Annotated in this window: 14 protein-coding genes; 7 read left to right on the forward strand and 7 right to left on the reverse strand. The window is 72.4% G+C overall.

What is annotated here, in order from left to right:
* Positions 1-513 precede the first annotated feature (513 nt).
* On the forward strand, positions 514-1,026 hold the full coding sequence (locus FXF51_RS11295) for a PH domain-containing protein (RefSeq protein ID WP_187414333.1): 513 nt from the start codon (positions 514-516) through the stop codon (positions 1,024-1,026).
* Complete coding sequence (locus FXF51_RS11300) at positions 1,023-2,693, forward strand: PH domain-containing protein (RefSeq protein WP_262379430.1); 1,671 nt, start codon at positions 1,023-1,025, stop codon at positions 2,691-2,693. Before FXF51_RS11295 ends, FXF51_RS11300 begins: the two co-directional genes overlap by 4 nt.
* 197 nt (positions 2,694-2,890) lie before the next feature.
* Here FXF51_RS11300 and sepH read toward each other — a convergent pair whose 3' ends face one another.
* A complete protein-coding gene (gene sepH / locus FXF51_RS63445; protein WP_316247617.1) occupies positions 2,891-5,500 on the reverse strand; it encodes a septation protein SepH in 2,610 nt (869 codons plus the stop codon).
* A gap of 160 nt (positions 5,501-5,660) precedes the next feature.
* Positions 5,661-6,608, reverse strand: coding sequence for a protease inhibitor I9 family protein (locus tag FXF51_RS11320; protein WP_148434251.1), 948 nt, complete (start codon positions 6,606-6,608; stop codon positions 5,661-5,663).
* 113 nt (positions 6,609-6,721) lie between these two features.
* On the opposite strand from FXF51_RS11320, the gene FXF51_RS11325 reads away from it, so the two are divergent.
* On the forward strand, positions 6,722-7,474 hold the full coding sequence (locus FXF51_RS11325) for a hypothetical protein (RefSeq protein ID WP_148434252.1): 753 nt from the start codon (positions 6,722-6,724) through the stop codon (positions 7,472-7,474).
* Here the strand turns inward: FXF51_RS11325 and FXF51_RS11330 are convergent.
* Genes FXF51_RS11330 through FXF51_RS11340 form a run of 3 tightly spaced genes read right to left on the reverse strand, consistent with a single transcriptional unit; the run spans position 7,471 to position 10,765 of the window.
* On the reverse strand, positions 7,471-8,748 hold the full coding sequence (locus FXF51_RS11330) for a D-arabinono-1,4-lactone oxidase (protein WP_148434253.1): 1,278 nt from the start codon (positions 8,746-8,748) through the stop codon (positions 7,471-7,473). The genes FXF51_RS11325 and FXF51_RS11330 overlap by 4 nt on opposite strands.
* Before the next feature lie 37 nt (positions 8,749-8,785).
* The gene (locus tag FXF51_RS11335) at positions 8,786-9,508 is read right to left on the reverse strand and encodes a polysaccharide deacetylase family protein (RefSeq protein ID WP_148434254.1); all 723 of its coding nucleotides are present in this window, start codon (positions 9,506-9,508) and stop codon (positions 8,786-8,788) included.
* Positions 9,509-9,562: 54 nt separating this feature from the next.
* Complete coding sequence (locus FXF51_RS11340; protein WP_148434255.1) at positions 9,563-10,765, reverse strand: MFS transporter; 1,203 nt, start codon at positions 10,763-10,765, stop codon at positions 9,563-9,565.
* Between the two features lie 92 nt (positions 10,766-10,857).
* On the opposite strand from FXF51_RS11340, the gene FXF51_RS11345 reads away from it, so the two are divergent.
* Positions 10,858-12,045 carry a lytic transglycosylase domain-containing protein gene (locus tag FXF51_RS11345; protein WP_148434256.1) on the forward strand — a complete coding sequence of 396 codons (1,188 nt, stop codon included), beginning with the start codon at positions 10,858-10,860 and terminating at the stop codon, positions 12,043-12,045.
* Here FXF51_RS11345 and FXF51_RS11350 read toward each other — a convergent pair.
* The gene (locus FXF51_RS11350) at positions 12,036-12,986 is read right to left on the reverse strand and encodes a ferrochelatase (RefSeq protein WP_148434257.1); all 951 of its coding nucleotides are present in this window, start codon (positions 12,984-12,986) and stop codon (positions 12,036-12,038) included. The two genes, FXF51_RS11345 and FXF51_RS11350, sit on opposite strands and share 10 nt — an antisense overlap.
* 11 nt (positions 12,987-12,997) lie before the next feature.
* Here FXF51_RS11350 and FXF51_RS11355 point away from each other — a divergent pair, with 11 nt between their 5' ends.
* Both FXF51_RS11355 and FXF51_RS11360 read left to right on the forward strand, forming a co-directional pair.
* Positions 12,998-15,019 carry an alpha/beta hydrolase family protein gene (locus tag FXF51_RS11355; RefSeq protein WP_148434258.1) on the forward strand — a complete coding sequence of 674 codons (2,022 nt, stop codon included), beginning with the start codon at positions 12,998-13,000 and terminating at the stop codon, positions 15,017-15,019.
* On the forward strand, positions 15,019-15,807 hold the full coding sequence (locus FXF51_RS11360; RefSeq protein WP_148434259.1) for an inositol monophosphatase family protein: 789 nt from the start codon (positions 15,019-15,021) through the stop codon (positions 15,805-15,807). Before FXF51_RS11355 ends, FXF51_RS11360 begins: the two co-directional genes overlap by 1 nt.
* Positions 15,808-15,869: 62 nt before the next feature.
* Here the strand turns inward: FXF51_RS11360 and FXF51_RS60715 are convergent, their stop codons facing one another.
* A complete protein-coding gene (locus FXF51_RS60715; RefSeq protein WP_181449058.1) occupies positions 15,870-16,034 on the reverse strand; it encodes a hypothetical protein in 165 nt (54 codons plus the stop codon).
* Positions 16,035-16,268: 234 nt separating this feature from the next.
* Here FXF51_RS60715 and FXF51_RS11365 point away from each other — a divergent pair, with 234 nt between their 5' ends.
* Positions 16,269-16,922, forward strand: a complete 654-nt coding sequence (locus tag FXF51_RS11365) for a response regulator transcription factor (protein ID WP_148434260.1) — start codon at positions 16,269-16,271, stop codon at positions 16,920-16,922.
* Positions 16,923-16,924 lie beyond the last annotated feature (2 nt).

Below are 16,924 nucleotides of genomic sequence, written 5' to 3' on the forward strand. Positions count from 1 at the left end.
AAAAGGACATGGGTTTCGGACCATCGGCGTCCCAAAAACAAGCTGCGCCCGGATGGCGGCATGCAGTACACGCTCGCTTCGAACGGGCGGCGGCTGCCACGTTGCGTGAGGCACTCGCGCAGTGGTGCGGTCACACGCTGGCCGGGCCTGGCTGGCACGTACGTGGCGCCGCCGACGTGGCCAAGCTCGACAGCCTGCGGTTGGCCGCCACGAGCATGGCACCGACGCCGAGCGCGGGTCCGGCAGACACGCCGGGACGGGCGGCGGATCTTTACGCACCCGCGCGCCCCGGACCCGCCCTGGCGTGTGTACGGCGCCCCGCCCGCCGCGAATCCGCGCCCGCTGCACACGCCCGCCCGCCGCGAATCCGCGCGCGCTGCACACGCCCGCCCGCCACGAATCCGCGCGCGCTGCACACGCCCGCCCGCCACGAATCCGCGCCCGCGCCGCGCTTACCGGGCCGGGGACAGATCGCCTGCCGGGTTCGCGCCATAAGCTGGCCTTGTGACGTCAATGGGCGCTCTGCGCGATCCGGCGAACCGCGTCTCGCCCAAGGCCATCAGGATGTGGCTGCTGGAGTCGCTGGTCGCCTTCGTGTTCTTCCTGGGAGGCTCGCTCCTGGTGTCGCGGTGGATCGACGGGACCGACTGGTCGTGGGTGCCGCGATGGCTGGCCGCGGACGCGTGGCTGCTGCCCGTCGCGGTCATGGCGGTGACCCTGCCGTTCCTGGTGGCCGAGCCGTTCGTACGGTACTTCGTGCATCGCTGGGAGCTTTCTGGGGACGTCGTCTACGCCAGGTCGGGGTTCCTGACCAGGGAGTGGGTGTTCGTGCCTGTGAGCCGCATCCAGACGGTCGACAAGGGGCAGGGGTGGTTCGAGCGGATGCTCGGGCTGGCCACGCTCGAGATCAGGACGGCCTCCCACGCGGGGTCGTCCACGATCAAGGGGCTCGACTACCGGGTGGCGGCCGAGCTGGCGGAGCAGCTCGCGCGGCGGGCGGAGGAGCTGAGGGACGACGCGACATGAGCGCTCCCGAGGATCGCCCCCACGGCGATGAGCCCCCTCCCGCTCACCCGGCCCACCACCAGGCTGGTCCGCCCGCCCACCCGGCTGGTCCCCCCGTTCGTCCGGCAGGCGCCCCCACGGGCTGGGCGCCGCCCGCGCCCGGCGGGTTCGAGGGCCCGCACCCCGCGCCCGGCGGGCCGTTCCCTGAAGCGCCGTTCCCGCGCCGGGCACCGCAGCGCCTCCACCCCAAGGTGCTGCTCATCGATCCCGTCCGGATGCTGCCCTCCCTCCTCCTCCCCCTGGTCGGCGTCCTGTTCGTGGGCGGCTTCTCCGCCCGCTCCTACGCCTACGCGGCCGTCGGCGTCGTCGCCGCCGTGGTGTTCTCGACCATCCGGTGGGCCACCTTCACGTACGAGATCGTCGGCGACCGCCTGGAGACCAAGCGCTCACTGATCAGCCGCTCCGTCCGCACCATCCCCCTGGAACGCATCCGCGGCGTCGACGTCTCCACCCCGCCCATGCACCGCCTGCTCGGCCTGACCATCCTCAAGATCGACACGGGGGCGAGCGGCGACGAGGAGGAGGCCAAGCTCGCCGGCGTCTCCCTGGACGAGGCCGAACGCCTCAAGGCGCTCCTCCTGCGCCGCACCGCCGCCCCCGAGGACGCCCGCGTCCCGCACACCGCCCCCGGCCCCAAGGAACGGCCCATCATCGGCGTGCCCCGCAAGTGGCTCCTGTACGGGCCGCTGTCCGGCGCGTACCTGCTCACCCCGTTCGCGTTCATCGGCGGCGCGATCGGGCTGGCCCTCCAATGGGGAGACGACCTGGGCCTCAGCCAGGACGACGCCCTGAGTGCGGGGGAGTGGCTCTGGGGACACCCCTCCCTCCTGCTCGGCGTGGCGGCGCTGCTCGTGCTGGCGATGCCGTTCGCGGGCGGCCTCATGTACGCCGTCTTCAACTGGAACTTCGTCCTCAAACGCCGCGACGGCTACCTCGTCGCCGAACGCGGGCTGATCAACCGGCGCAGCGTGTCGCTGGAGTCCAAGCGGGTGCGCGGCTACGAGATCGTGGACGGCCTGGCCGAACGGTGGGCCGGCGTCGTACGGGTGTGGGCCATCGTGACCGGGCTCGGCGACTCGGAGACGCGCGGGCAACTCCTGCCCGACGTGCCGCGCACCGTGGCCATCCAGGTCACCGGGGACGCGATCGGCCCCTACCACGCCCCCCTCCGCCCCCACCCGCCCGTGGCCCGCCGACGCCGCCTGTTCCGGGCCGTCTCCCCATGGCTCCTCCTCACCGCCGCCGGCCTCGCCGGGTTGTGGCTCGCCGGAGGTTTCCTGTGGTGGGTCCTGCTCGTGCTGGCGTTGCTCCTCGCGGCGACGGGGGTGCCGCTGGGGCTCGATCGGTACGCGTCGCTCGGGCACGGGTACGACGGGGCGCGGCTGGCGGTGCGGTCGGGGTCGCTGCGACGGGCCCAGGCCGTGGTCGAACGGCGGGCCGTGGTGGGGTGGCGGCTGCGGCAGACCTGGTTCCAGCGGCGGGCGGGGGTGCTGACGCTGATCGCCGGGGTCGGGGCCGGGAAGGGTGGCTACTCGGCGATCGACGTCGCGGAGGCGCAGGGGGTGGAGTTCGCGGCGGAGGTGACGCCCGAGTGGCTGGCCCCGTTCCTGGAGCGCGGCGAGCCGTGATGCGACGGGGGTTGGCCGGCGTCGGTGACTGGCGCGGGTATTCGTGACGAGGCCGGCCGGCGCCGGTGGCTGGGCGCGGCGGATCCGGGCCGGTCACTCCTGCGGGGACGCGGGTGCGGCCATGGAGGGGTTCCTGGCATGCAGCCCGCCGCGCGCCCGACGCGTGACGGCGTGGTCGGTGGTGTCGTCTCCTGCGGTCAGTCCTGGCGGCGGGCGCCGAACATGATCTCGTCCCACGTCGGCACCGAGGCCCGGCGGCCCCTCGAACCCTTGCGCGCCTGACGGGCGGCCGGGGCAGGCGGGGGAGACGGCACCGGCACCGGCGGCTCCTCCTTGCCCTCGTCCTTGCCGCCCGCCCGCGCCGCCGGCACCGCGGGAGCGGGCTTGGGCTTGGGCTGGGGCGCGGGAGGCTTCGTCTCCTGTGCGGGCTCCGGCTCCTGCGCGGGCTCCGTCTTCTGCGCGGGCTCCGGCTCGGGCGCCTTCTTCTCGGGCGCGACCGGCTCCTCGGCTGCGGGCTCGGCGACCACCTGCTTCTCGGCGGCCGGTGCGGCTTCGGTGACGGCCTTCGTCTCGGCTGCCGCTTCGGTGCTGGCCTGCTTCTCAGCCGCTGCCGCGGGCGGTTCGGTGACGGCGGGCGGCTCCGTGGTGGCGGGCCGCTCGGTGGCGGTGGGCTCGGTGGCGGTGGGCTCCTCCGGGGCGACCGGCTCCGGCTGAGTCACCGCCGACTGTGCCGAGGCGGTTGCGGCCGGTGGCTCCGGTGCGGTCGCGGTCGGCTGCTCGGGCGCGGTCGTGGTCGCGGTTGGCTGCGCGGCCGACGGCTGAGCGTCGGTCGGCTGGCCGGCCGGAGGCTGAGCGTCAGTCGGCTGCGTGGCAACGGGCTGAGCGTCAGTCGGCTGAGCGTCGGTCGGCTGGGCGTCGGTCGGCTGCGTGGCAACGGGCTGAGCGTCGGTCGACTGCTCGGCGGGTGCCGGCGCGGGCTCCGAGGCGGAGGCCTGCGCCGGGGTGGTGTCGGTGCTCGCGACGGCTTGGGTCGGTTCGGCCGCTCCCGCCAGCTCGGCCGCTCCCGCCAGTTCGGCCGCTCCCGCCAGTTCGGCCGCGTCCGCCAGTTCGGCCGCGTCCGCCAGTTCGGCCGCGTCCGCCGGCTCGACCGCGTCCGCCTGCTTGACGGCTTCGGCCTGCTCGGCGACGTTCGGTGTGGTGGCGTCCGGTGTGGTGGCGCCTGCCGCGGTGGCGTCTGCCTTCGCGGCGGGAGTGGAGCTTGCGGCGAGTTCGGCCTCGGGCGCCTCGGCCTGCGCAGGCAGAGTGTCCGCCGCCTGCGCCTGTGCCTGCGCCACCTGCGGCTCGACCCGCGCCACCTGCGGCTGGGGCTCTGGCGCCTGCGGCTGAGCGGGAGTGATTGCCGTCTCGGGCTCCGTCGCGGCTGCGGGCTCCTTGACCGTCTCCGCGCCTGCGGTCGCGGCGGCGGGCGCTGCCGGGGTCGGCTCGGCGGGCGGCGGTGTGGTGGCCTGCGGTGCGGTGGCCGGGGCCTCGGGTGCAGCGGTGGCGGCCGGTTCCGGGGTGGCGGGCGCCCTGAGCTCGGTGGGCACGGCGGCAGAGCTCAGCGCGGGCTCGGCTTGAGCGGCGGGCTCGGTGGCGGGCCGGGTGTGGGCGGTGGGCTCGGTGGACCCGGTGGGGGTGGCGGGCTCGGTGGACCCGGTGGGGGTGGCGGGCTCGGTGCCCGTCCTGACCGGGGAGGCGGGCTCCTCGGTGACCGGCTGAGGCACCGGACGGGACTCCACCAGCGACGCGTCAGGCTGAGGCGGCGGCGCGGCGTCGGAACGAGGCGGCGGCGCGATGTCGGTACGGGCGTCGGTACGGGTGTCGGGGCGGGACGGTGGCGGGGTGGCCGGAGCGTAGATGGACTCGTGCTCCCCCCTCCCCGACCCGAAGTCGGGCAACCACGGCGAAGACCCGCCACGACGGGACGAGGTGTCCCCGGGACGGGCATAGCCGGTTTCACGGGCGGGCGGTTCGGGCCGGAAGGGCTCGCGTGCCACCGGTTCTTCTCTGGCCGAGGCCGGGGCAGGGGCGGGCGGGGGGGTGAAGGGGACGGCCGGCTCGCCGGGCTCGCCGCGCACCACGGAAGGGAACGCGAGCGTCTCGGAGGACAGCGGCGGCACCGGCTGCAGCTTGGCCACCCGGGGCGCGAAGGGCGTCACCGTGGTGTCCTCGACGACGGCCGGGTCTGGGTCGAAGTCGGCGGCCGACAGGCGCATGGCCTCGTCGTCGTGCGGGGTGACGTGCCGCTTGCGCGGGTCGAAGAGCCATTCGGCGTGGCGGGTGTGACCGTTCCACACGTAGCCGAGCTTGACCCGCCACAGGCCGTCGTCGCGCTTGGCGGAATCCCAGTCGATCTCGTCGGTGGGGACGCCGCGCCTGGTCAGCCGCTCGGCGACGAGCTCGCCGAGGGTGGGGCCAGGGGCGGATTCGCCCGGCATGCGGACGGCGACGCGCTGCGCCTGCTGGGCGACGTACTCCCGCTCCTGGAGCACGGGGCCCTCGAACCAGCGGACTCGCTCGACCGGGATCCCGGCGGTCGCGGCTATCTCCTCTGCCGTCTCTCCGGCACGGATGCGGGCCTGGATCTCCTTGGGGCGCAACGGACTCTCCACTTCGATCTCGTACTGGCCGAGACGGGAGAAGTTGCCGCGGACGGCAGCACGGAGCCGGTCGTCCACGGGAAGCGTGAAGCGCGTACCCCGTCCGGCAGTAGCCAGCACGAGGTAGGTGCCGTCCTCACTCACCGCGACGAGTCGGAGCTCCTGCATGCGAGTCCCTTCGTCAGCGTCGCCATTCTTCCCCCGGACCCTTGAGTCTCTCGCGTGTGCCGGTTGCCTGCCAGCACCGTACCCGGCATGTCCGAACATCGCCTTCCTGGGATAGCCCCGGGGCGATGTGACGCCGGTCACATTTGTGGTGTCCATCCCTCTAGAGCCCGCCGTTGCGTACCAGGAGGTTATTTGGCCTCGACGGGTTCTGGCGAATCGCGCCTCGGGCGGTGGTGCAGTTCAGCCAGGCGGAGAGGGTGGCGGGGTCGGCGTTCGGATGACGTTCGAGATGGCGGGCGGCGACTCCGGCGAGGTACGGGGCGTGGGCGGAGAAGACCCGGCCGTCGGGCGCGAGGCGGCAGGCGTCGCCGTTGGCGGCGCCGACGACGAACACGCCCGAGCGGACGAGTGAGCGCGCGGACCTGGCGAGGGCGGGAGAGTCGGCGCCGTCGGTGGACAGGAGCGCGACGGACTGGCCGCGGGCGTGCCGGTGGATCCAGTCGAGCCCCGCCAGCACGTCGGCGAGCGTGCCCGAGCCGCCGCAGCCGAGCACCCGCACGGAGGCGATGCCCGCCTTGGGGGCGACGGCATGGGTGCGCGCGGCGACGCGGGTGCCGTGGTCGCCGCAGGCGCGCCCGGTGCCGCCGGTGGCGTCGAAGGCACGCCAGGCCCGGTCGTCGAGCGCGGGGCGGCGGATGGCGACGCCGCTGTCCACGACGTACACGGTGGTGCCCGCCCCACCGGCCCGCACCGATGGGGCGCGTTCCGTGGAGCGCACGGCCATGGGGTGGATCTGGCGGTCCGGCTCGATGGTGCGCACGCGCGAGTCGGCGCGCAGCTCGTCCAGCTCGCCCTGGGTGAGGAAGGTGGCGAAGCCGGGCAGCGCGGAGGTGTAGTAGCGGCGCACCCGCCACCGCACCTCGCCGACGAGGTCGCGGGCGGCCTCCCGGTCACGGGCGGTGACGATGTAGGGCCGGGCGGGCTCCGGCTGTTCGGGGTGCAGGGAAAGTCCCGCAGCGGGTGTCATGGCGAGAGGGACGGCGGTCGTGGCGGCCGTTGCCACGGCCGCGGCGAGGTATACGGAGGGCAGGCCGAGTCGTCGGGGCACGAGTGAGAAGGATGCCTGTCACGCAGGTCACAGGAACAACAGGACACGCACTCGCGTCTATTCACGAGACAGCTCTTTACCGAACGCATGGCCAGGAAGGACTGATCCGGGGGATGAGCGGTGAGCAGCGGAAGTTCGAGCTGAGCATGCCGCAGATCCTGGGCAGCGCCCTGGCCGCGGTGACGGCGGCGGTGGCGGCGTCGTATCTGGGCGTGGCGGGCACGGTGATCGGGGCGGCGGTGGTGAGCGTCGCCAGCACGGTCGCGACGGCCGTCTACACGCACTATCTCAAGCAGACGGGCGAGCGGGTCAAGCAGCACGCGCCGCTGAAGAACCGGCGGGGGGAGCCGGTCGAGGAGGAGCGGGACACGACCCTGGTCATGCCCGCGGTCCGGCGGGCGGCGTTCAGGCTGCCGTGGCTGAAGGTCGGCGCGGCGGCGGCGATCGTGTTCGGCGTGAGCATGGGCGGCATCCTGGTCTACCAGGCGGCGGCCCAGCAGACCGTGCACGAGCAGGTCACCGGCAAGACGCCGGCCAAGGCCCAGCAGAAGCGGCAGGAGGAGGAGCAGGCTCCGGCCACCCGGGAGACGCGGACGTGGACGGGGACCGAGGAGCCCGCCTACCCGGTGCCCGAGACGTTCACCCCGGATCCGACGCCGACTCCGAAGCCCACGCCGAGCGGGTCGCCGAGCGTGCGGCCGACGCCGACGCCCGCGCCGACGCCGTCGGACACGGTGGAGCCGTCGCAGGAGGCCACGTCCAGCGCCCCGCCGACCCAAGAGGAGGAGGAGTCCGAGGGGGTGCCGGAGCACGGGGAGCACGGGGAGCAGGGCGAGCAGCGGGGGGACGGCGTCCCGGCGAGCTAGGGGCCGAGGACGGTGTCCAGGTAGGGGTTGGTGAACAGGCGGCCGGGGTCCAGGCGGTCGCGCAGCGCGGCGAAGTCCGCGAAGCGGGGGTAGACCTTGGCGAGGTAGGCGGCGTCCCTGGTGTGCAGCTTGCCCCAGTGGGGCCGCCCGCCGAGCCGGGTCATGATCTCCTCGACGCCCTCGAAGTAGGCGGGGTTCGGGGTGGGCCGGTAGACGTGGCAGGCGAGGTAGGCCGACTCCCGCCCGTACGCCGTGGACAGCCAGGCGTCGCTGGGCGGCGTGACCCGCACCTCCACCGGAAAGGTGATCTTCCAGTCCATCAGCTCGATCAGGTCGCGCGTCTCGCGCAGCGCCTGTGACAGGCGTTCGCGCGGCACGGCGTACTCCATCTCCAGGAACCGCACGTCCCGCCGCGCGGTGAACGCCTTGTACGACACGTCCACCGACTCGGAGTCCCCGAGCGCCGCCGCGCTGAGCGCGTTGATCCGGGGGATCAGCTCGGGCAGGCGGGCGCCGAGGGCGCAGGCGGCGCCGAAGACGGTGTTCTCCAGGAAGACGGTGTCCAGCCAGCGGCGGAAGGCGCCGGGCGGCCTGGCCGGGCCTGGGCTGCGGTTGTTGGTCTTGACCAGGCAGGCTTCGGTGTGCGGCAGCCAGAAGAAGTCCAGGTGCTCGGCGGTGGTCAGCTCGTCGAGTGAGGCGATGACGTCGCCGAGTGCGAGCTTGCGCCGGCGGTTGTGCAGGAGGAAGGCGGGCTCGACGCGCAGGGTGACGGCTGTCAGGATGCCGAGCGCGCCCAGCCCGACGCGGGCGGCGTCGAACAGGTCCTCGCCGGGCGCGGCGGAGGCGACGGAGCCGTCGGCGAGCACCAGCTCCAGCTCGATGACCTGGTCGGCGAGGCCGCCGCTGTCGCGTCCTGTGCCGTGGGTGCCGGTCTGGATGGCGCCGGCGACGGTCTGCTCGGTGATGTCGCCCATGTTGGCCAGGGCCAGGCCGCGGCTGTCGAGCAGCTCGTTGAGCACCCGCAGGGGTGTGCCCGCCAGCACGGTGACACGGTCGCCGGACCAGGCCCTGACCCCGGTCAGGGCGTCCGGTTCGAGCATGATCCCGTCGGTGAGCGCGACGCCGGTGAAGGAGTGGCCCGTGCCGGCCATGCGGACCCGCCGCCCGGTGGCGGCGGCGTCCCGCACGGCGCGCACGACGTCCTCGACCCGGGACGGGGTGCGTACCTCGGCAGGGGTGCCCGACTGGTTGCGCGCCCAATTAACGAAGGCCACGGGCACCCCTTCAGTTCCGGTTAGACGCGAACGATACTCACTTCTCCCATCCGGCGGGAACGGGGAAGATGTCGCCGGGTTCGAGGTTCTCGTTCTTGACCACGTCCGAGACCGTGACCAGGTGGTAGCCCTTGTTCTGCAGCGTCTTGATGAGCGCGGGCATGCCGTCCACCGTCTGCTTCACCCAGTCGTGCATGAGGATGATCGCGTTCGGCTTGGCCACGGCCAGCGTCTGCTTCTGGATGGCGTCGACGTTCTTGGAGCTCCAGTCCTGCGAGCCGGCGGTCCACAGGATCATCGGCATGCCGAACTCCGCGGCGATGTCGGCGACCTGGAGATCGGCCATCCCGTACGGCGGGCGCAGCAGCTTGGGCTCGACGCCCGCCGCCTTCTTCACCGCGTCCTGCGTCTTCTGGATCTCGCTCTTGATCGTCGCCGCCTCGCTCTTGGTGAAGTCGGGGTGGCTGTAGCTGTGGTTGCCGAGCTCGTGGCCCTCGGCGGCCATGCGCTTGACGTACTGGGGGCGGCTCTTCACGTACTGGCCCTCAAGGAAGAACGTCGCTTTCGCGTCGTACTTCTTCAGCGTGTCCAGCAGCGTTCCCGCGTACTTGCCCGGGCCGTCGTCGAAGGTCAGCGCGATGCACTTGACCTGCTCGCAGTCGACGGGCTCCTTCTTCGGCGCCTGGGCGAAGGCCGGCGCGGGAGCAAGGGTGACGCAAACAGCCGCGATAGCTAGAAGTGAACTGATTTGTCGGGACATAACTAGTGCTTCCAGTGTGATGGGTGTTGCGAGGGATGTCCCGACCGTAGCGGATCAGCTCTGCGAGGGTGAAGGCGCCGCGGGAAGTCTCAGCAAACCCGAACCTCCGATGCCCACGACCACGGCGACGGCCGCGGCGACGATGGAGAACAGGTACGCGTCGGACGCCCCGTACGTCTCGGTGAGCTGCCCGCCCGCCCACGAGCCGAGCGCCACGCCGAGCGTGATCGCGGTCGAGATCCACGCCATGCCCTCGGTGAGCAGCGACTGCGGCACCAGCCGCTCGGTGAGGGAGAAGCAGGTGATGAGCGTCGGCGAGATGGCGAACCCCGCCAGGAACAGCGCCGCCGCCATGACCCCCGGGCTGCCGATGAACAGGATCGGCAGCAGCCCCACCACGAACAGGACCAGCGCCCGGACGAACCGGGCGCGCAGCGAGATCCGCCAGCTGCGCGAGCCGAACCAGAGCCCGGACACCATCGACCCGCCCGCGAACGAGGCCAGCAGGAACCCCGAGGCCCACTTGACGCCCTCCTCCTGGGCGAAGGCCACGGTGATCAGGTCGATGGAGCCGAAGATCGCGCCCAGCGCCAGGGAGACGGCCGCCAGCAGGGCGACGCCGGGGATCAGGATCGGCGTGCCCCCCGACGACTTGACCAGTTGCACGGGCGGCTGGGTGCGTCGCTGCGCGGCCAGGGCCAGGGAGCCGATCAGCATGCAGACCAGCGCCACGATCAGACCGGCGTACGGGTTCACGGTGGTCGCGAGCACCGTGACCAGCGCGGGCCCGGTGACGAAGACGACCTCGTCGGCCACCGACTCGAACGCGAAGGCGGTGTGCAGCCGGTCCGTGCCGCCGTGGATCACCGACCAGCGGGCCCGCACCATGGAGCCCAGCGACAGCGAGGTGGCGCCGATGACCAGCCCGGAGGCGTACAGCGTCCACTCGGGCAGCCCGCTCCCCGCCGAGAGCATGAGAGCGGCCAGCGCCAGCGCGTTGACGATGGCGAACGGGGGGATCACCCGGCTCTGCCCGAACCTGTCGGCGAGCCGGCCCGACAGCGGGGCGGCCGCGGCGAAGGCCAGGTTGGAGGCGGCGCCGACGGCGCCGGCGGTGGCGTAGTTGTCGGTCAGCCCGGTGATCAGCAGGATGACGCCGATGCCGAGCATGGACATCGGCATCCGGCCGAGGAGCCCCGCCAGCACGAACGCCTTCGTGCCGGGCCTTTCGAACAACCCCCGGTAAGGCCCGACCACGCTGTTTCCCCCTTACTCAAAGCAGCTAACCATTGCGTACATATGTCGGGATCGCAAGTGGTTTCGGGCTGGCGTGAGTTAACGTGTCCCGAGTGTCCGGTCTTCCCACTGTCCGCGCGGTCATGCTCATGGTCACCGCCGTGCTCGCGGTCACCGCGGCGGCCGGCGGTGTCGTCGTGATCATGGACGGTGACCTGCTCAGCGCACAGGAGCCGGTACGCGCCAGGCCCCGCGCCACCCCGCTGCGGACGGACGTGGCGGCGCCCCGCCTCGACCAGCTCGTGCCCACCACCGAGCCGGTCAAGGACTTCGGCGCGGGCGGCCCCGGCGTCACCTCGACACCGGCCCGCGTGCTGGCGATCGCCCCGGGCACCGTGCCCAAGGAGACCAGGCTCAAGCTGGCCAAGCTCAAGCACGTGCAGAAGGTCACGATCGTCGACGCGGGCGCCGTCAAGGTCTCGGGCACCGGATTGAACCTGCTGGCCGTCGACCCGTCCGGCTTCCGCTCGTGGACGCCGCAGCCCGTCGCCGACCAGCCCGCCGTGTGGAGCGCGCTGGCCAGGGGCGAGCTGGTGGCCGACGCGGGCGCGATGCGCAAGTACGGGATGGTGCTGGGCGCCATGTACCAGGTGGACGGCGGGCCCAGGCTGCGCGTCGCGGCCTCCGCCTCGCTCGGGCTGACCGGCGTGGACGGGCTGGTCAGCGCGGAGGTCGGCAGGACGCTCGGGTTCGCGCAGGGCGTCGCGGTGCTGCTGCACGGCAAGGAGGGCACGATCGGCGAGGCGGGCGTGCGCAAGCTGCTCGGCAAGGGCGCGCAGGTCGTCGTGCTGGACGCCGCCGCGCGCACCCCCAAGCAGCAGCAGCCCGCCCAGGAACAGCAGCAGCAGGTCAGCGTGGGACGGCCGAGCAGCTACCTGGAGCTCTACAAGGCCGCCGCCACCCGCTGCCCCGGGCTGTCATGGACGGTGCTGGCCGCGATCGGGCAGGTGGAGAGCAGCCACGGCCGCAACAACGGGCCGTCGAGCGCGGGCGCGCTGGGCCCCATGCAGTTCATGCCCGCCACCTGGAAGCACTACGGCGTGGACGGCGACGGGGACGGCAAGAAGGACATCTGGAGCCCCTACGACGCCGTGCCCGGCGCGGCGAACTACCTGTGCGCCAACAAGGCCGGGCAGGGCGGCGAGAGGCTCCGTAAGGCGATCTGGTTCTACAACCACTCGTGGGACTACGTGAACAAGGTCATGGGGATCGCCCAGGCGTACGCCAAGACCTACGCGTGAGGCCGCCGCTTCGGCGGCGGGCAGCAGGTGAGCGGGCAGGGCACCGGCTCGGGCTCCGCCATCAGCTCGCGCACCATCTCCACGAAGCGCGGATGCGTGCCCGCCGTCGCGGCCCGCTCCAGCGGCAGGCCCAGCTCGGCGGCCACCGCCCTGGCCTCGGTGTCGAGGTCGTAGACGACCTCCATGTGGTCGGAGACGAACCCGATCGGCACCAGCACCACGGCCGGCGCCTCGATCTTGCGCAGGTGGTCGCAGACGTCCGGCTCCAGCCACGGCACCTGCGGAGGGCCGCTGCGCGACTGCCACACCAGGTCCCACGGCTCGGCGCGGCCCAGCGCCCGGCTGACCAGCTCGGCGCTGCGGCGCAGCTGCGCCTCGTACAGGCCGCCCTCGGGGCCGGCGGTCTCGGCCATGGTGACCGGGATGCTGTGGGCGGTGAAGACCAGCCTGGCGTCGTCGCGGCCGAGCCGCTCCAGCGCCGCCCGCGTGTGGTCGGCCATCGCCGCCACGAAGCCGGGGTGCTCGCCGTAGTGCCGCATCTTGATCAGCTCGGGGCCGCCCTCGAACGAGATGCGCTTGATGTCCTCGTAGTACTGGCGGCAGCTCGAGTAGCCGGCGAACGCCGAGGTGGCGAAGACGGCGGCCTTCCTGACGCCGTCGGCGTGCATCTGGCGCACGGTGTCCTCGCCGAACGGGTGCCAGTTGCGGTTGCCCCAGTAGACCGGCACGTCGAGGACCGGGCGCAGCGCCTCGATCAGGTCGCGGTTCTGCTGGTTGATCGGGCTGACCCCGCCGAAGCTCTGGTAGTGCTCCGCCACTTCGAGCAGGCGCTCACGCGGCACGCCACGGCCGCGCACGACGTTCTCCAGGAACGGCATCACGTCGTCCGGCCCCTCCGGGCCGCCGAACGACAGGACCAGCAAGGCGTCGTAAATTCCCACGTGACAACCCTATGCGGGAGTGTCGACGGTCCCTTCTGCGAGGTAGGTTCGATCGAGTGAGCGCATTCAACGACATTCGTGACTATGTGGCCATTCCCCGGGTCCTTTCTCTGCGGCTTTCGCCTGATGGATCCAGGCTGATCTCCACCGTGCAATCCCTCAACCCCGACGGCAAGTCGTACGGCACCGCGCTCTGGGCCGTCCCGCTGGACGGCGAGCCGTACCGGCTGACGCGCTCGGCCAAGGGCGAGTCGGCGGCGGTCTTCACCGCCGGGGGCGACGTGCTGTTCACCTCCGCCCGCCCCGACCCGACGGTCAAGGACGCCGGCGAGGAGGTGCCCGCGCTGTGGCTGCTGCCGCGGGCGGGCGGCGAGGCCCGCCAGGTGGCCACCAGGCCGGGCGGCATCGGCGGCGTGCGGACGGCAGGCGACGTGGTCGTGTTCGTCGCCGACGTGCTCGACGGCGAGGAGTCGGCCGACGAGGAGCGGCGCAAGGCCCGCAAGGAGGCGGGCATCAGCGCGATCCTGCACGAGAGCTACCCCGTCCGCTACTGGGACCACGACCTCGGCCCCGGCCGCCCCAGGCTGTTCGCGGCCAGGCTCGGCGCCGACCGCCTGGAGGACGTGCGCGACCTGACCCCCGACGCGGGCGACGCGCTGCGCGAGGGCGGCTTCGAGCTGACCCCCGACGGCAGCACCGTGATCGCCACCTGGCGCGTCCCCCTGCCGAAGGGCGAGCTGCGCACCGAGCTGGTCGCCATCGACGTGACCACCGGCGAGCGGCGCGTGCTGCTGTCCGACGAGGCCTACGACTTCACCGGGCCGCTGGCGGTCTCGCCCGACGGCACCAAGCTGGCCTGCGCCCGCGACCGGCTCACCGGGTTTGACGTCTCCGCCCGCAGTGAGCTGTGGATCGCCGACCTGGCCACCGGGCAGGGCCGCGCGTACGCGGGCGATCTGTTCCCCTCGGACGTCGACTGGGCGCCCGACTCCTCGGCCGTCTACGTCGCCGCCGACCACCAGGGCCGCCGCCCCGTCTTCCGCGTCCCGTTGGACGGCGAGCTGTCCAGGCTCACCCAGGACGACGCCTCCTACCTCGGCCTCAACCCGTCGCCCGACGGCCGCTGGATCTACGCCCTGCGCAGCGCCGTCAACCTCGCGCCCGCCCCGGCCAGGATCGACGCCGCCACCGGCGAGATCGCCGACCTGCCCACGCCCGCGCCGCGCCCCGAGGTGCCCGGCACGCTCACCGAGGTCACCGCCACCGCCGACGACGGCACCACCATCCGCGGCTGGCTCGCCCTGCCCGAGGGCGCCTCCGCCGCGAACCCCGCCCCGTTCGTGCTGTTCATTCACGGCGGCCCGCTCGGCTCCTGGAACGACTGGCAGTGGCGCTGGCAGTCGTGGATCCTGGCCCAGCACGGGTACGCGGTGCTCATGCCCGACCCGTGCATGTCCACCGGCTACGGCCAGGAGATGATCGACCGCGGCTGGGGCGACTGGGGCCCGCGCACCCAGGCCGACCTCGACGCGATCGTGGACGCCACCCTGGCCAGGGACGACATCGACAGCGAGCGCGTCGCCGCGATGGGCGGCTCGTTCGGCGGTTACATGGCCAACTGGCTCGCCGGTCACACCGACCGCTACAAGGCCATCGTCACCCACGCCTCGCTGTGGAACCTCGACCAGTTCTCCGGCACCACCGACGCCGCGATGTACTGGCAGCGCGAGTTCGGCCTGCCCGGCGCGGAGCGCTACCAGCTGCTGTCGCCGCACAACGCCCTCGACAAGATCACCACCCCGATGCTCGTCATCCACGGCGACAAGGACTACCGGGTGCCGATCGGCGAGGCGCTGCGGCTGTGGTGGGACCTGCGGCGCACCGAGGTGGACGCCAAGTTCCTGTACTTCCCCGACGAGAACCACTGGATCCTGAAGCCGGGCAACGTCATCGCCTGGTACGAGACCGTCCTGGCCTTCCTCGGCCAGCACGTGCTCGGCCAGGAGTGGAAGCGCCCGGACTCGGTGGCGTGATGACGGACTTCCTGACGCTCGCCGAGGACATCGCCCGCGAGGCCGGCGACATGCTGCTGGCCAAGCGGCCCACGATGTCCGGCGAGATCGAGACCAAGTCCAGCCCGACCGACGTGGTCACCACGCTGGACAAGGCCTCGGAGGAGCTCATCCGCGAGCGCGTCCTGGCCGCCAGGCCGGACGACCGCATCCTCGGCGAGGAGGGCGGCGAGGAGCCCGGCGAGTCCGACGTGCGCTGGATCGTCGACCCGATCGACGGCACGGTCAACTTCCTGTACGGCCTGCCGGACTGGGCGGTGTCGATCGCCGTCGAGGTGCGCGGCGAGGTCGTGGCCGGGGTGGTCAACGTGCCGGCGCGCGGCGAGGTCTTCACCGCGGCGCGCGGCCGGGGCGCCTGGCTGAACGGCTCGCCGCTGCGCTGCAACACCGGGGTGCCGCTGGCGCAGGCACTGGTCTCGACCGGCTTCGGCTACCTGAAAGGCCGGCGCGAGGTGCAGGGACAGGTGGTGGCCCATGTGCTGCCCCGCGTGCGGGACATCCGGCGCGGCGGATCATGCGCGGTGGACCTGTGCTCGCTGGCCGCCGGCCGGGTGGACGCCTACTACGAGCGCGGCATCAACCCGTGGGACTACGCCGCGGCGGGCCTGGTCGCCACCGAGGCGGGGGCCAGGCTCGGCGGGCTGAACGGCCGTCCGGTCAGCCCGAGCTACGCGGTGTGCGCGGCTCCCGGGCTGTTCGAGGAGCTGCACGACCTGCTGGCGCCGCTCGATCCCGAACGCGACTCCTGACCACGCGCCCGGTGGTGACGAAACGGCCGGAGCCGGAAAGGCTCCGGCCGTTTCGTACGGGGTCAGCGGGGCAACGGGATGCCGTGATCGTCGGCCAGCCGGCGCAGGTCCTCGATCTCGGCGGTGAGGGTGTCGGCGAGGTAGTCGTCGCCGGCGCTACGGGCCTCCCGAAGGCCCTTGTAAGCCTGGTCGAGGCGGTGTTCGATCGTGGTCGTGAACTCGCCCATCTCACCTACTCTCTGGGGGGTTCGACTCGTGCAGGGGGCGAAGTCTCCCATTGCCGGATGAAGACCGGGCAAGGGGTGTCCCGCAGGCATACCCCGGGTTGTCGCCCTCCGAAACATGAATTTCGCGCCGCTCTGCCTGACGATTACGTCACCGACCCCTGAACATGCCTTACCGTGCGCTTATCGAGCCTGTGGGCAGAATGAGTGCCCAGAATCGGAGAGAGGTGTACCGGCGTGCGGGTGCTGGTTGTAGAGGATGAGCGGGTGCTCGCCGACGCGATCGCGACGGGGCTGCGGCGCGAGGCCATGGCGGTGGACGTCGCCTACGACGGCGGCGGCGCCCTGGAACGGACCTCCTACATCGACTACGACGTCATCGTGCTGGACCGCGACCTGCCCGTGGTGCACGGTGACGAGGTGTGCCGCCGGCTGGTGGAGCAGCGCACCGCCTCCCGGATCCTCATGCTGACCGCGTCGGGCGACGTGGACGACAAGGTGGAGGGGCTCGGCCTGGGCGCCGACGACTACCTGGCCAAGCCGTTCGTGTTCATCGAGCTGGTCGCCAGGGTCCGCGCGCTGGGCCGCCGCTCCGCGCCCGCCCTGCCGCCCGTGCTGGAGCGGTCCGGGATCAAGCTCGACCCCGGCAAGCGGCTGGTGGAGCGCGACGGCAGGGAGATCGTGCTGACCAAGAAGGAGTTCGCGGTCCTGGAGGAGCTGATGCGGGCCGAAGGGGCCGTCGTCAGCCAGGAGGACCTGCTGGACAAGGCCTGGGACGAGAACATCGATCCCTTCACGAACGTGGTCCGTGTGACCATGATGACGCTGCGGAAGAAGCTGGGCGAGCCTCAGGTGATCGAGACTGTGCCCGGGGTTGGGTACAAATTGTGAGT

The sequence above is a fragment of the Nonomuraea sp. PA05 genome, assembly GCF_008086045.1.
In the GTDB taxonomy this organism is placed as follows: domain Bacteria; phylum Actinomycetota; class Actinomycetes; order Streptosporangiales; family Streptosporangiaceae; genus Nonomuraea; species Nonomuraea monospora.

Coding starts and splice junctions, on each gene's coding strand:
- FXF51_RS11335 (WP_148434254.1), bottom strand. CDS start 9,508: ATGTCCCGACAAATCAGTTCACTTCTAGCTATCGCGGCTGTTTGCGTC.
- FXF51_RS11360 (WP_148434259.1), top strand. CDS start 15,019: ATGACGGACTTCCTGACGCTCGCCGAGGACATCGCCCGCGAGGCCGGC.
- FXF51_RS60715 (WP_181449058.1), bottom strand. CDS start 16,034: ATGGGCGAGTTCACGACCACGATCGAACACCGCCTCGACCAGGCTTAC.
- FXF51_RS11355 (WP_148434258.1), top strand. CDS start 12,998: ATGCGGGAGTGTCGACGGTCCCTTCTGCGAGGTAGGTTCGATCGAGTG.
- FXF51_RS11325 (WP_148434252.1), top strand. CDS start 6,722: ATGAGCGGTGAGCAGCGGAAGTTCGAGCTGAGCATGCCGCAGATCCTG.
- FXF51_RS11300 (WP_262379430.1), top strand. CDS start 1,023: ATGAGCGCTCCCGAGGATCGCCCCCACGGCGATGAGCCCCCTCCCGCT.
- FXF51_RS11295 (WP_187414333.1), top strand. CDS start 514: ATGGGCGCTCTGCGCGATCCGGCGAACCGCGTCTCGCCCAAGGCCATC.
- sepH (WP_316247617.1), bottom strand. CDS start 5,500: ATGCAGGAGCTCCGACTCGTCGCGGTGAGTGAGGACGGCACCTACCTC.